Source organism: Candidatus Methylomirabilota bacterium (genome assembly GCA_003104975.1).
Taxonomy (GTDB): domain Bacteria; phylum Methylomirabilota; class Methylomirabilia; order Methylomirabilales; family Methylomirabilaceae; genus Methylomirabilis.
Genome location: PQAM01000018.1, coordinates 98,743 through 112,578 on the forward strand (window position 1 = coordinate 98,743; position 13,836 = coordinate 112,578).

The window sequence follows — 13,836 nt, forward strand, 5'->3', positions numbered from 1 at the left end:
GGCACACCGACTCCGCCAAAAAGGAAAAAGACCATGGATACCGACGTCCTTATCATGGGGGGTCTCACCATCCTGGTCGCCGTGTTGGCCTTTACCAAAGGCAGGGATCTGCCGCTGCGGGGCCTGCAGACCGGATTAGGGCTGCTCCGGGAGGTCTGGCTGCCGCTGCTGTTCGGCTTCTGTCTGGCCGGCCTCTTTGAGGTAGTCGTCCCCAGAGAGTTACTGGTCAAATGGATGGGCGCGGAGTCGGGCGTCAAGGGCATCCTCATCGGGTGGCTGGTGGGCCTGCTGATGCCGGGCGGACCGTACGTCGTTTTCCCTCTGACCGCATCGCTGTTGAGGGACGGCATCGGGGTCGGGCCATTACTCACTTTCATCACCGCAAAGTTGCTTCTCTCGCCGATCCGATTGTTCACGTGGGAGATTCCCTTCCTCGGGTGGGCCTTTGTCACGGCCAGAACGGTTCCGAGTCTGCTCCTCCCCCCGATCGTCGGCCTCATCGGCCAGCGCCTGTACTCCCTGTTTCCACGATTGTAACCTCTCAATGGGCTGTGAGGCTTAATGGGAGGGAATTCGACCGCTTAGCCATTCAGCGTCTCAGCTCTCGGTGGTAAGAATGCCAGGATAAGCTCCTTACATGCACGAAGGCCACCCGACTCTTGCACTAGGAGCCCCATCTGGATTAAAGCCCTCACATCGCGGGACAGAGTTTTAGTTGTCTTACGGGCATAGGCAGCCGCCATACGCGGGCTGACCTCAGGAAGCTTTGAGAAAGGAAGTGGTGTGGCACTTTGTGAAAGGTCCAGAACGAGGTGCCGACGTCGCGCATCGCTGGGACTTTTCTTTTCAGTGAACGCCTCATGTACATAATTGCGCCAAGCTACATCCAACTGCTGAACCCTGATGTCTTGCAACTGGGACTGAAGCCCATCCAACAGACCCTGCGTTGCATAGGGTACAAATGGCAATACGTCGCCGTTGGAGCAGCTCGCTTGATCGAGTTGACGATAATACTCGGTCCGAGTTTGATTATAGTAATTGCTAAGAAGGTGGGCGGCCGGGGCAGGTACGCCGGAAGCGATCAAGATCTGAAACTCAACTAGCCGCGCGGTTCGGCCGTTTCCATCCCCGAATGGGTGAATCCACGCCAGATAGAGGTGTGCCAACACGGCCTTGAGAATCGCATACACGATCACCATCTCCGGCTGTGGATTAAAGGTCTCACTATTAAGCCACTCGCAGAGGCGATCCAGCAGGTATTCGCACTCCTGCGCCGGAGGGGCTTGATAACGCCCAACGCCAACCGCATGCCGCCTGATCTCGCCAGGCACCACCTCATCGTCTAACTTCAGCTTATCCAAGACAATCCGATTCAGCTTCTTGACCATACCAGAGGTCAGGGCAGGGGCTCTGCCCACCTTTATATCTGATAGTATAAGGTTACATCCAGCAACCACGTTATCTATCTCCTGCGCGAGGTATTCGCGCGAGGGTGGAAGCTTAAGCGTACCCTGCAAGTGTCGCAGAACCTCCTCTTCAGAGAGCGTGTTGCCTTCGATAGCGGTGGTCCCAAGGACGCCCTTGGCCAAATACAATTGGTAAAGTTTCTTTGCTGTATCCGGACGCAAAGGAACGCCCGCAATATGCTCGCACTTGGATTGGCATTCCCCCAGCATAATCCACAAACGACTTGGAGCGCGGCTGAGGTCAACTGAAAATGTCAACCAAGGATGTGTCTGCTTCCATGTCCTCATTCGTGTCCCTTATTCATCGTTATTTTACAACTTGATATAGTGATTGTGTCCGTTATGGTATCTACTTGCATGTCCATATTATTGTAGAAGCCCATAAATGTCAATGCAGGGGTACCCGAAGTAAATGTGGACGCTTCCGAGAGAAGAGGGCTTGACACCCAAGAATCACCTGCCTAGGATAGCCCCAACAGAAGGGGACACCAGGAGGGGCGCGAATGCCACCAAAAGGGCGAGCGGCAGCAAAGAAAGGCCAGAATTCGAAAGATCCCCAAGCGTATGACCACAAGAAGGGGAAGGAACAGCTCCTCCTGCGACTCGATGTCGGGCTGCAGGCGCAGTTCAGGCAGAAGAAGCCGCCTGCACACTATCGCTACAATCCCAGCTTCGATCCGTCTCTGTCATGGGATGTGAGCGCCGACCGCGAGCGGGCCGAAGCCATTCGATCTGCGATCGAGGAGCTTACCGGGGTTGATGTGAGAAATGGCGAGCGTGGGTGAGGTGGCGAGAATCACGCCAGAGGAGCCGTTTGAGCAACCGGTGAGGCTACCGATCGAGGACGTCCTCGATCTGCACACCTTTGCGCCGAAGGAGATCGCCTCGGTTGTCGAAGAGTATCTGGCACAGTGCCGTCAGATGGGAATATCCGAGGTGCGGCTGATTCACGGGAAGGGCACAGGGACCCAGCGAGCGATCGTCAGGCGGCTCCTGAAAAACCATCCTGATGTCCTGTCGTTTGCCGATGCGCCGTCAGAGGCCGGGGGATGGGGAGCCACTATTGTTCGGCTCAGGTAGGGGCGTCATGTATTGCGCCCTCGCTGTCCTGTCTAACGAAGGTTCTCGCAGAAGTGCGAGAAGAGAATCCGAGCCCGCCGATTGAGGTCGTCGATCCCGGCCGGCAGTCGCTCGAGAATCGCCTCCGGCCGGATATAGTCTTTGACGCCGTCCAACTCCCGCGCAAACGTACGGACCCAGCCTGAGACCATCAACGACGTCACCTCCAAATGAAACAGCAGGCCGTAGACGTGGCGGCCGAGGGAGAAGGCCTGGCACTCATAGAGTGCTGATCTGGCAAGATTGACGGCTCCGGGCGGCGTATCGAAATATTCACCATGCCACTCGAACACCTCGATCGATTCCGGAAAGAGGCTGAACAGCCGATCATGGCGCGCCGCGTTGGTGAACTGGACCGGGTACCAGCCGATCTCCTTGCGCGGCCCCCGGCGGACCGTCGCGCCGGCTGCCTTGGCGATAAGCTGTGAGCCAAGACAGATGCCTAGCGTGGGAAAATTGAGCGCCAGCGCCTCCTTCAGGAGCCGATCCTCCGCCCGCAACCACGGGTAGTCCGCCTCGTCGTTGACACTCATGGGCCCGCCCATGACCAGCAGCCCGGAATACGGCGACAGGTTAGCCGGCGCCTGCTCACCCTCATACAACCTTACCGTCTCCGTGGGGCGCTGCTGCGCCTGAAGGACATCAAGAAAGATGCCCGGGGTCTCACACCCGATGTGCTGCAACACCAGAAGCGGTTTCATTTGCGTCCTCCGATTCAGATGTACCATGCGCCGTCATCTTACCGTAACCCTTCGAGGATCGCCAGAGCATTGATATGGCACAGGCGCTTGGCGTGCCGGCGAAAATCGATTGTCGATGACACGGATCATGTTAGGATGGGGCACAACAGGAGACCAAGAAATGATAGTACGTGAGGACAGTACGAGCGGACGACAACCGGTACGGGGCGCCCTTATCCATTACCACGAGATCGCCCTCAAGGGGAAAAACCGGCGCTTCTTTCTGAAGCAGCTTGAGGCCAATCTTCTGGCAGCCACTCGCGACCTTGACTGCGGTCCGCTCCTACGACCCACCGGTCGGCTGTTCCTGACGCTGCGCGAGGAGAGTTCGTGGGAGGTTGTACGGCAGCGACTAAGCCGCATCTTTGGTATCGCGAATTTCGCCTACGCCTTTATGATGACACCCAATCTGGAGTTGCTCGCGCAGCGGATCGAGGCCGAGATCTCCGGTCGTACGTTCCGCAGCTTTCGCGTGGCGGCGCGACGCGCCTTCAAAACCTTTCCGCAGACCTCTCAGCAGATCAACGAGATGATCGGGGCGAGGGTGCAGCGCGTATGTGATGCGCGCGTCGACTTGACCAACCCGGAACTCACCATCGCCATCGAGGTCCTTCCCAATGAGGCGTTTGTCCACTTCGACAAGCTTCCCGGTCCGGGGGGCTTACCGGTAGGGACCGGCGGAACGCTCGCGTGTCTGCTGTCGGGCGGGATCGATTCTCCGGTGGCGGCGTACCGGATGATGAAGCGGGGCTGCCGGATCGTCTTTGTCCACTTTCACAGCCAGCCGTTCGCCGACCGTACCTCACAAGACAAGGCGATCGAGCTGGTGCGGCTGCTCACCCGGTACCAGTTCACCTCGCGCCTCTATCTGGTGCCCTTCGGCGAGATCCAGCAGGAGGTCGTGGCTCGCGTTACGGGGCGCCTGAGGGTCCTTCTGTATCGACGGCTCATGCTGCGGATCGCCGAACGGATCGGCCGCAAGGAGGGCGCCCAAGCGCTGGTGACCGGTGAAAGCCTTGGCCAGGTATCGTCACAGACCATTGAAAACATCGCGGCCATCGGACAGATCTCGACCCTGCCGATTTTACGGCCGTTGATCGGCATGGATAAGGACGAGATCACACAGCAGGCGCAACAGATCGGCAGCTACGATGTCTCTATTATCCCCGATCAGGACTGCTGCTCAATGTTTCTCCCGCGACAGGTCGCCACGCATGCAACTCACCACGAGCTCGAATTCGCCGAGCGTGCCCTTGACCTGGATCGGCTTACGGCGCAGGGTCAGGCCGCTGCCTACACCATTGAGCTGTCGTTTCCTGGTCGGTAGGGGTACGTTGCAACGTGCCCCTACTTCTTCGGCTGGTACTTCGGAACGGCCAGCGAACGGATATAGGCGACGATATCCTTGATCTCCTTGTCGTTCATCATGCTGCCGTAGCCGGTCATCAGCGGGCTCAACTTCTCGGCTGCGCTGCCGTTCTTAATGACATTGGTCAGTTGTGCGTCGGTCCTGCCGTTCATATACTTGCCGTCGGCAAAGTTTCGCGGCTTGGGATTCAAAGAGGCGGCCGCTAACCCGTCCCCCTTACCAGCCGGACCGTGACACGGCACACAAAAGGTCATGAACTTCTCGGGGGCCTTCAGTTCAGTACCCGCAGCCCCGGCCGCCCAGGCCCCTGTGGAGCTGGCAACCAACGCGGTTAGCGCCATCACGTGAAGGGTCACTTTTCTCGCCATCGATGCCTCCTGTGAACTCGGTTCTGTCTGATCTGTATGCTGTATCACCAACTGCCTGTTAGATGTTGCACGCCGCCTTATCCCCTGTCAAGGGAAAGTTGACGTATTTAACCGGATACTACTCCTTGCGAGGATCCGCAACTTACGGTATATGGTGGGGGCGAGCGACACCGACCGGAGAAGCCATATAAGGAGAGTGATCGATGAGACGAGTGAGGGTGCGGGTGCCGGCCTCAACGGCCAATCTGGGTCCGGGGTTCGACACACTGGGAATGGCGTTGGGCCTGTATAACGAGGTGGAGCTCAGCAATGAGGGTGAGGGGCTTCAGCTTCAGGTGGAAGGAGAGGGGAGGGTCGAGCTGGAGCGGGCGGGCGAACGCAATCTGTCGGTACGAGCGGCGCAGGACACGCTGCGAGATTTGGGCTATCAGCCGTCCGGGTTACGGATTCGGCAGATCAACAGGATTCCGCTGGGCCGCGGCCTTGGCAGTAGCGCCGCTGCCTGCCTCGCCGGGATCGCCGCTGCCGGCCGACTGGCCGACGCCCGGCTTTCGACGGATGAGCTCCTCGCCAGGGCGCTGCCGTTCGAAGGACACCCCGACAACGTGACGCCGGCTGTACTGGGGGGGCTGACGGCATCTGCCGTCGTCGCAGGCCGCATCGTAGCCGCCACGGTCCCCGTCCCCACCTATTTGAAGGCCGTGGTCGTCATCCCGGAGCTTATACTCCCGACGAAGCGCGCGCGGGAGGTCCTTCCCCGACAGGTCCCGTTCGCCGACGCCGTCTTCAACCTGACTCGCCTGGCCCTCCTGCTCACCGGTCTCGCTACCGATCGCCCAGAACTGCTCGCGCCGGGAACCGAAGACCGCCTCCACCAACCCTACCGGGCCTCACTGCTCCCCGGGATGGACGCGATTCTGGAAGAGGGGCGACAGGCGGGCGCGCTGGCTACCTGTTTAAGCGGCGCAGGCTCCTCGCTCCTTGCGCTGGTCAACACAGACGGCGAGCGGATCGGGCAACGCATGAGCGAACGCTGGCGGCGCGAGTTCGGGATCGAAAACCGCGCGCTGCCTCTCGAGATCGACCGTCAGGGCCTCACTTACCTGGAGTAGATGTTGTGGGCTCTACGGCTTGTTGCGGGCTCTGGGCGGGCTCGATACCGATCACCCTGACGTCGAAGGTGAGGGTCTTGCCGGCCAAGGGATGATTGGTGTTCAGGACGATGGTCTTCTCCTTGATCTCTTTCACGAAGGCGTGGCGCGTCTGTCCGTTCTGGCCTTGGGCGACAAGATGCGCCCCAATGGTATGGAATTTCTCCGGAATGCGTTCTTTGGGGACCTCAACGAATGCCTCCGGCCTGATCGGACCGTAGGCCTCCTCGGACGGGACGACCACATGCTTTGTATCGCCGACATGAAGGCCACCCAGCGCCTTTTCCAATCCCGGAATGATCTGTCCCTGTCCATGAGTGTAGACCAGGGGGTCGCCTCCCTCATTCGTATCCAGGGCTGTCCCCTTTTCATCGGTCAGTCTGTACTCAAGCTGCACGGTGGAGCCGTTATCGATCACAAGCCCGGTCTTGGCCTGGGCCGGCGCGGTTGCCTTAGTCTCAGCCATAGCAATCCCTGCCGTCATAGCAAGGACCATGATCGAGCCGGCCGAAAGAAACGATGCGTATCGGGTTGTCTGCATGCTACCTCCTCCAGGTCTATTAGGCTACCAATGAAACCGCTCACGCGCGTGCCTGTCGCACACGATGGCCATGGGCACATATTGACAGATGGTACGCCTCGCACGCCTGTGGTGCAACCACAAAGTCTGCCCACCTCGACACAGGAACCTGTTTGACGAATCGTTGACTTTGCGATACACTCTCGTCGTTTGTGAGGTGATTGATTTACGCCGTTTCAGCGTGACTTGATGTGTCACATCCGGTGAAACGGCCTCAGCAGGTCCGCAGGCGGTTTCCCTTCGGGCTCTGACCTTTTTACGCCTCCCCCACTGGTTTCGAGTGTAAGGCAGGTGATCTGCGTTTGTGGCGCCTACTACCGGTACGACGCAGTCGATAACCGCATCAAAAGGCATGATGACACAGCAGCGTACGGATCTGAGGAATCTGGCCATCATTGCGCATGTCGACCACGGCAAGACAACGCTTGTGGACGCCATGCTGAAGCAGAGCCGCATCTTCCGAGATAATCAGGCGGTGATGACACGGGTCATGGACTCCAACCCGCTCGAGCGGGAGCGCGGCATCACGATCCTGGCCAAGAACACCGCCGTGACCTTTGGGGGCGTAAAGATCAATATCGTGGATACCCCCGGGCATGCCGACTTTGGGGGTGAGGTCGAGCGGGTACTGAATATGGTGGACGGGGTGCTGTTGTTGGTGGATGCCGTGGAGGGGCCGATGCCGCAGACCCGGTTCGTGCTGCGCAAGGCCCTGGCGCTTCAGCACCGGGTCGTCGTCGTGGTCAACAAGATCGACCGGGCCAATGCCAGGACCGACTATGCCGTCAACGCGACCTTTGATCTGTTTATCGATCTCGGCGCCACCGAGGAGCAGGCGGATTTCCCGATCGTCTATACCGACGCTCTCCGAGGACAGGCCGGCTATGCGCCGACCGCCATGGCGTCTGACCTGCGACCGCTGTTCGACACCATCCTTACGTCTTTACCGCCTCCTGTGGTTGAGCCGGATGGCCCTACGCAGATGCTGGCGAATCTCCTGGCCTACGATGATTATAAAGGCCGGATCGCCATCGGTCGCCTGTACGCCGGCTCCCTGCGCCGAGCCCAGGAGGTCATCCGGATCGCGAAGGATGGGAGCTTCCACCCCGGTAAGGTGGCTCAGGTCTTTGTCCATCAGGGGCTGGACCGCATCGAGGTCGAGGAGGCCATGGCCGGTGAGATCGTTGCGGTAACGGGGCTTGAAGAGATAGGAATCGGGGAAACCATCGCCGATAAGGACAACCCGCTGGCGCTTCCTCCGATCCGGGTCGACGAGCCGACGGTCCAGATGACCTTCAGCGTCAACACCAGCCCCTTTGCGGGACGCGAGGGGCGTTGGAGCTCGAGTCGCAGCCTGCGCGAGCGCCTGTTCAAGGAACTGGAGCACAATGTCAGCTTGAGAGTGAACGATACCGACAGCCCCGACACCTTTCTGGTGGCCGGACGTGGCGAGCTACACCTGGTCGTCCTGATTGAGACGATGCGGCGCGAGGGGTATGAACTTCAGGTGTCGAGACCCGAGGTTATCTTTCAGACCGACCCGCAGACCGGGCAGCGGCTGGAGCCGTTCGAACAGGTCAGTATCGAGGTCCCGGAGGAGCAGGCCGGGTTGGTGATGGAAATGCTGGGCGGGCGGCGAGGGCGGTTGATGGATATGCGGACGGGCGATCAGGGGCTGGTCCACTACGAGTTCATCGTTCCGACGCGGGGGTTGCTGGGATTTCGGCAGGCATTCCTGACCGCGACGCGCGGGACCGGGCAACTGCACAGTCTGTTCGCCGGCTACGAACCGATGGTCGGGGAGATCCGCGGGCGCGACCGCGGGTCGCTGGTCGCCTGGGAGGCGGGGCTGGCCACGTCCTATGGCCTGGCGAATGCGGAGGGAAGCGGAATCCTGTTCTTCGGACCGGGAACCGAGGTCTATGAAGGAATGGTCGTCGGTGAGGCGGCCAAGGAGCGGGATCTGGAGGTCAATGTCGCCAAGCGGAAGCACCTGACGAATATCCGGTCGTCGACCTCCGATATCGCCGTGCGCCTGACCCCCCCCAGACAGATGAGTCTCGACAACTGCGTCGAGTATCTGGCGGAAGACGAGTTGCTGGAGGTCACGCCGAAGAGCCTGCGCCTTCGCAAGAAGGTGCTGGACCGGCACGAGCGGAAGCGGGTTCGGATCGCGGGACGATGACGCGCTGACGCCGCCCGGCGCTATGCCTCCGGCTCGAGGGGCGGCTCTTCGGCGGCCGGCAGCTCTTCTTCCGGTTCGCTTTCCCCGACAGGTGTCGTACTCTCTTTCCGTTCCAGTTTTTTTCGAAGTTTCTCTTCTTGCTTGGCCTTTCGTGCGGCCTCCTTCCGTCGCTTCTCCCCTCGGTACGGTTGGAATTTTCCCGCCATTCACCGCTCCTTTCTGCAATTGTTTCTTTCTCTGACGCAGCCGTGTCGCGGCCATGAAAGCTACGCACAGCCTACGCCCTCAGAATAATGCTGTCAAGGGCCTTGAGGAACGCGCAGCAGCCCGTCTTGACAGGCTCCAGTGGCTGTGACATGTTGTAACTGCCATGCAGGCGATCGACCGACTTCAAGAAAAGGTGAAGGATCTTCCGGACGTACCGGGCGTCTACCTGTTCCGTGATAGGCGAGGCCATGTGCTGTATATCGGCAAGGCGCTCTCGCTGAGGAAGCGTGTCGGCTCCTACTTTACAGAAGCCGCGGACGCCCCAGATCGGCCTCTGATCCGACCCATGGCGGAGCAGATTGCCGACCTGGAGTTCATCATCACGGCGAACGAACTGGAGGCCCTCATCCTCGAAAGCAACCTGATCAAGAGCCACAAGCCGCGCTACAACATTCTGCTCAAAGACGATAAACATTACCCCTTCCTCAAGCTCGACCTGAACGACCCGTTTCCCTGGGTACAGGTGGTCCGTCGCATCAAGGATGATGGCGCACTCTATTGGGGGCCGTATGTCCCGGCTACTGCCATGTGGGACGTCCTCGCCCTTGTCAACAAAACGATCCCGCTCCGCAAGTGCCGGTCCATCAAGGGTCGGCGACTGTGTCTCGAATACCACCTGGGCCGTTGCCTGGGTCCCTGTGAAGGCCTCATCAGCCAGCAGGCGTACGGAGAGCTGGTGGATCAGGCGCGTCTGCTGTTGGACGGTAAGGATCAGGAGCTGGCGAGGCGCCTCGAGGCACGGATGCAGCAGGCGGCCGAGGCGCTTGAATATGAGCGGGCCGCCAAATATCGTGATCAACTCGCGTCGCTCCGCCAGGTATTTGAGCGTCAGCGGGTCATTTCGCCAAGGGAAGAAGACCAGGATGTCTTCGGCCTCGCGGCGGAGGGCGGGGAGGCTCAGGTCCAGCTTTTCCTGATCCGGCGAGGCCGGCTGATCGGTCGCGAGACCTTTACCTTTGAGCTGAAGGCCGAGACGGTGGGCGAATTGCTGTCCGCGCTGCTTAAGCAGTTCTACCTCCGCACACGGGATATCCCGCGTGAGATTCTGCTGTCTCACCCTGTGGAAGACGCACCGCTGATTGCGGCCTGGCTGTCGTCGCGGGCCAATCGTCAAATCGAGCTGGTGGTCCCGCAGCGCGGCCGTAAGGCGCGGTTGATCCAACTGGCGCTGACCAACGCGCAGGAGGCTTTGGCGCTGTCACTGCGATCCTCCCAGAGTCGCGAGCAGGCGTTGAAAGAACTACAGGCGGCGCTGGATCTCCCCGCGCCGCCGAGACGGATTGAGGCCTACGACGTCTCCAATATCTCGGGAACATTGGCGGTCGGGTCCCAGGTGGTCTGGGAGGACGGCCGGCCAAAGAAATCCGCTTACAAACGCTACAAGATCAAGACGGTTGATGGGCCGGACGACTTCGCCATGCTGGCCGAGGTGGTGCGGCGGCGGTTGCACAAGGTCGAGGAGATGCCGCCTCCGGACCTCATGCTGCTTGATGGCGGCCGCGGCCAGCTTAACGCCGCGCTCGGCGTCGCACAGGAACTGGGGCTGTACGCGGTGCCGATGGTAAGCTTGGCCAAGGAGGAGGAGTTGGTCTTTCGGCCGGGCAAGGCGACGCCGATTGCACTCCCGGAGCGGTCACGCGCCAGACAACTGCTGCAACAGATTCGCGACGAGTCGCATCGGTTTGCCATCACCTATCATCGGGCGCTACGAGGGAAGTCGGCCATTCGCTCGCTGCTGGACGACGTCCCCGGGATCGGCGCCAAGCGGCGGCGGGCGTTGCTCACCCGATTCGGGAGCCTCCGCCGCCTGCGTGAGGCCAGTATCGATGAGCTGCGACACGCGGCCGGCATCTCTGAGTCGCTCGCCACGACTATTCATGATGTCGTCGGCGCCATCAGCGCGTGAGGCACCGAAACGTTGATCAACATCGGCGTTCCGTCATTGCGAGCGACCGAAGGGAGCGCGGCAATCTAATCGTTTTGCTTTCCCTGATACCGAAGAACGGTGAGATTGCTTCGCCTTCGGCTCGCAATGACACGCCAAATGAGGGGTCGGAGAGCTAACGTCGAGAATTTAAATCGAAAGGAGCATACGTTGCGGGAAGTTGTGAGCACCGAAAAGGCGCCCAGGGCAATCGGACCCTACGAGCAGGCCATTAAATGTAACGGCCTGCTCTTCACATCCGGCCAGATCGCGCTGGACCCAACCACCGGCACACTGATTGACGGCGACGTCACGGCCCAGACCCGCCAGGCCCTGGAAAACCTCAAGGCTGTCCTGGAGGCTGGGGGCAGCTCCCTCGAGCACGTGATCAAGGCCACGGTCTACCTGACCGATCTGAACAACTTCGCCAAGATGAACGAGGTCTACGCCGAATACCTGGGAAAGGTCAAACCGGCTCGCTCGACGGTCGGCGTCGCCACCCTCCCCCGAGGCGCCAGTGTCGAGATTGATTTGGTGGCGACGACACAATAGGTGTCCATTGCGGACGCGGCCCGCAATGACCTGCAACCGACTTGTATATTCTCGATCTAAAGACAGAGTGAAACTTAAGGATACCGAGGTGCAATCGCCCCCTGAAGGACTTCGTCGGCGAAGTGTGCCGCCGAACGCTGGTTTAGTGAAGGGAAATTGCCGGGAAGATAATCCCCGTGGTCCGAATCTCTGCCGTCCGGACTTTGCAGATGATAGATCTCATCCGGAATAGCATGCTCACCGGCGGGTTTTGGACCGTGGTAACCGAGCGCCAACCCGACCTCATCCTTCCAGAGGAAGATAAAGGCTTGTAAGAGATCGCCGGCCGAATACGCACCCTTCAATACCTTATCCCTGCGCGAGGCCAGCACGGCCGTGCGCTGGGCCAAAGCTACCGCCTTCCGGTACTCCTCGGGATCGGCCAAACTGAAATCGTCGATGGCCGCAGCCATCAAGCAAACCTGTCGAAGGCTGTTCCGCTCACGGGTCGACGGGCTCACCATGACCGGAACGAAGGCACCCATAACCTCCATTACTTATGCAAGACTCAATAAGAATTGAGTGAGATGAATCACCGAATTGCTCCACGCCTATTGGTTGTGCGCCTTGTCAGTCCGTTTTCGATGAACCATAGTAATAAAGGTAGTCCAAGTTTTCGGTTTGTATACCGGAAGTTCTTCTGACCGAGTTGTCAGGAGACGTGAAGTAACCGCGGCTGTTCGCGTAATTCGGCCAAGTGGGGTTGGTTTGAAGAGGACCTGCTAACACTCTCCGCCGACGAAAGCGGCGAATGACAAAAAAGAGAGGAAAGAGCGATGAAACGCAGCGCAGCACTTACAGTCATCATGGCATTGGCGCTGGGGGCGCTCCTGAGTCTCGGATCTCCAGTGCTGGCAGAAGCTCAGGTTTTTCCCCTGTTCTTCGAGGGGGGGGTCGGGGTTATCCCCGTCTCAAGTGGCGTAGGTCAGGAGCCGACCGCTGATATCGTGAACCGGAATATTGTCCGCGGCGTCCAGCCCGCCGGCCAGATCTGGGTGATCACCGATCTTAGCGCCGACGTGGAGGCCGACGGACGGATCCGGGTCGACGGACAGGGGTTGCTGCTGGGTGGGGGCAATAACATTGGGAGGAACGCTAACGCGAGTGTGTTTGCAACGCTGATTTGCGAAACAGTAGCCCCGTTTACGGAGCGGAACACAGACGCTGCCGGTGTACCGCTGGAAGCCAACGGCGATTTTCGGATCGACGATATGCTGACGCCGTGGCCACCGGAGGATTGCGCCAGCCCGACACTCCTCATCCGCAATGCGAGCAACCGGGGCTGGTTCGCAGCCGGTATTCCCGAAGCCCCGGACATGTAATCGTCCTGGCGCGTCCGATGGGTGCCGAAGGGGCCTCGGCGCCCATCGGACTTTCTCATTTGTCTGTCATTACGAGCACCTGAAGGCTGGGCGGCTCGAAGGCCCCTCCTCGCAGGACTGTAGCCTCGGCTGCTTTGACCGCCTCGGCGGTCGGCAGCATCTGCGTCTCACCGTCCACGGAGCAGGGACCGGCCATGACCACGACTGCCGGTCCGTCGATCTCCAGATCGCCCACCCGGACGATGCTTTTGTCGCCCTCGATCCTTCGCTGCCAGTGTTGGCGCGCCCAGGAGGATCACAGAACGCGTCGTTGGCGCTTAGAAGAGCGCTCCGAGAGCCGCCCCGACCACCCGGAAGGGGAAGGCAATGATCGAGCCAATCGTCCTAAAGGCATTAGTGAGAATGCCATCAGATTCCTTCTCCTTTTCCGTTGTTGTGGTGGTGGTAGTCGTGATCTCCTCAGTCTGCCGGGGCGCTGGAGCGTCGGATGGTGCAGCGGCGGCAGGCGTCTCGGGGACGATTGCGCGGTGCGTCTCGGTCCTGACCGTTGTGGTCTTTACCGTACTCGCACACCCCATTGCGATCCACATCATCAACAACGCCGGGGTCACCCAACGGACCCCCTGGCGATTTATCCAATTGGCCATGGCTACCTCCTTACTGCGGGCGTTCCGTAAGAACCGACCCGAGGGCTGTCGCAGCCCTGGCCGGCAATCTAGTCCTGGTGGGCCGGCCCCTGCTTCCACCGTGCGAA

At 60.0% G+C, this 13,836-nt stretch carries 16 protein-coding genes and 1 pseudogene; 9 read left to right on the forward strand and 8 right to left on the reverse strand.

The features are described 5' to 3' along the window. The first annotated feature begins 33 nt into the window (after positions 1-33). Positions 34-537 (forward strand): hypothetical protein, encoded by a 504-nt coding sequence (locus C3F12_13335; GenBank protein PWB42892.1) that lies wholly within the window; start codon positions 34-36, stop codon positions 535-537. A gap of 44 nt (positions 538-581) precedes the next feature. Here C3F12_13335 and C3F12_13340 read toward each other — a convergent pair whose 3' ends face one another. Continuing rightward, the gene (locus C3F12_13340; protein ID PWB42893.1) at positions 582-1,754 is read right to left on the reverse strand and encodes a hypothetical protein; all 1,173 of its coding nucleotides are present in this window, start codon (positions 1,752-1,754) and stop codon (positions 582-584) included. A 215-nt stretch (positions 1,755-1,969) separates the two neighbouring features. On the opposite strand from C3F12_13340, the gene C3F12_13345 reads away from it, so the two are divergent. Next, positions 1,970-2,251 carry a hypothetical protein gene (locus C3F12_13345; GenBank protein PWB42894.1) on the forward strand — a complete coding sequence of 94 codons (282 nt, stop codon included), beginning with the start codon at positions 1,970-1,972 and terminating at the stop codon, positions 2,249-2,251. A gap of 10 nt (positions 2,252-2,261) precedes the next feature. After that, positions 2,262-2,546, forward strand: coding sequence for a DNA mismatch repair protein MutS (locus C3F12_13350; protein PWB43032.1), 285 nt, complete (start codon positions 2,262-2,264; stop codon positions 2,544-2,546). Positions 2,547-2,578: 32 nt separating this feature from the next. Here C3F12_13350 and C3F12_13355 read toward each other — a convergent pair whose 3' ends face one another. Next, positions 2,579-3,313, reverse strand: coding sequence for a hypothetical protein (locus C3F12_13355; protein ID PWB42895.1), 735 nt, complete (start codon positions 3,311-3,313; stop codon positions 2,579-2,581). 88 nt (positions 3,314-3,401) lie between these two features. Between C3F12_13355 and thiI the strand changes: the two genes are divergently transcribed. Next, positions 3,402-4,652 (forward strand): tRNA 4-thiouridine(8) synthase ThiI, encoded by a 1,251-nt coding sequence (gene thiI, locus C3F12_13360; GenBank protein ID PWB42896.1) that lies wholly within the window; start codon positions 3,402-3,404, stop codon positions 4,650-4,652. A gap of 20 nt (positions 4,653-4,672) precedes the next feature. Here the strand turns inward: thiI and C3F12_13365 are convergent, their stop codons facing one another. Continuing rightward, a complete protein-coding gene (locus tag C3F12_13365; GenBank protein ID PWB42897.1) occupies positions 4,673-5,062 on the reverse strand; it encodes a cytochrome C class I in 390 nt (129 codons plus the stop codon). Positions 5,063-5,280: 218 nt separating this feature from the next. Between C3F12_13365 and C3F12_13370 the strand changes: the two genes are divergently transcribed. Continuing rightward, positions 5,281-6,174 (forward strand): homoserine kinase, encoded by an 894-nt coding sequence (locus C3F12_13370; protein PWB43033.1) that lies wholly within the window; start codon positions 5,281-5,283, stop codon positions 6,172-6,174. On the opposite strand, the gene C3F12_13375 is transcribed toward C3F12_13370, so the two are convergent. Beyond that, positions 6,158-6,754 carry a peptidylprolyl isomerase gene (locus C3F12_13375; protein PWB42898.1) on the reverse strand — a complete coding sequence of 199 codons (597 nt, stop codon included), beginning with the start codon at positions 6,752-6,754 and terminating at the stop codon, positions 6,158-6,160. The two genes, C3F12_13370 and C3F12_13375, sit on opposite strands and share 17 nt — an antisense overlap. Before the next feature lie 394 nt (positions 6,755-7,148). Here C3F12_13375 and typA point away from each other — a divergent pair, with 394 nt between their 5' ends. After that, positions 7,149-8,978 (forward strand): translational GTPase TypA, encoded by a 1,830-nt coding sequence (gene typA, locus C3F12_13380; protein PWB43034.1) that lies wholly within the window; start codon positions 7,149-7,151, stop codon positions 8,976-8,978. 20 nt (positions 8,979-8,998) lie between these two features. Here typA and C3F12_13385 read toward each other — a convergent pair whose 3' ends face one another. Then, positions 8,999-9,184 (reverse strand): hypothetical protein, encoded by a 186-nt coding sequence (locus C3F12_13385; GenBank protein PWB42899.1) that lies wholly within the window; start codon positions 9,182-9,184, stop codon positions 8,999-9,001. A gap of 164 nt (positions 9,185-9,348) precedes the next feature. Here C3F12_13385 and C3F12_13390 point away from each other — a divergent pair, with 164 nt between their 5' ends. Together C3F12_13390 and C3F12_13395 are read left to right on the forward strand one after the other, a co-directional pair. After that, a complete protein-coding gene (locus tag C3F12_13390) occupies positions 9,349-11,151 on the forward strand; it encodes an excinuclease ABC subunit C (protein ID PWB42900.1) in 1,803 nt (600 codons plus the stop codon). A gap of 189 nt (positions 11,152-11,340) precedes the next feature. After that, positions 11,341-11,721, forward strand: coding sequence for a reactive intermediate/imine deaminase (locus C3F12_13395; protein PWB42901.1), 381 nt, complete (start codon positions 11,341-11,343; stop codon positions 11,719-11,721). 74 nt (positions 11,722-11,795) lie between these two features. Here the strand turns inward: C3F12_13395 and C3F12_13400 are convergent, their stop codons facing one another. After that, positions 11,796-12,245 (reverse strand): hypothetical protein, encoded by a 450-nt coding sequence (locus tag C3F12_13400; protein PWB42902.1) that lies wholly within the window; start codon positions 12,243-12,245, stop codon positions 11,796-11,798. Between the two features lie 291 nt (positions 12,246-12,536). Here C3F12_13400 and C3F12_13405 point away from each other — a divergent pair, with 291 nt between their 5' ends. Next, a complete protein-coding gene (locus C3F12_13405) occupies positions 12,537-13,082 on the forward strand; it encodes a hypothetical protein (protein PWB42903.1) in 546 nt (181 codons plus the stop codon). A 91-nt stretch (positions 13,083-13,173) separates the two neighbouring features. Here C3F12_13405 and C3F12_13410 read toward each other — a convergent pair. Both C3F12_13410 and C3F12_13415 read right to left on the reverse strand, forming a co-directional pair. Continuing rightward, positions 13,174-13,344: pseudogene (locus C3F12_13410) on the reverse strand (3-deoxy-7-phosphoheptulonate synthase). A gap of 55 nt (positions 13,345-13,399) precedes the next feature. Next, entirely contained in the window at positions 13,400-13,729 is a 330-nt protein-coding gene (locus tag C3F12_13415) for a hypothetical protein (protein ID PWB42904.1), read from the reverse strand. Positions 13,730-13,836: the final 107 nt, after the last annotated feature.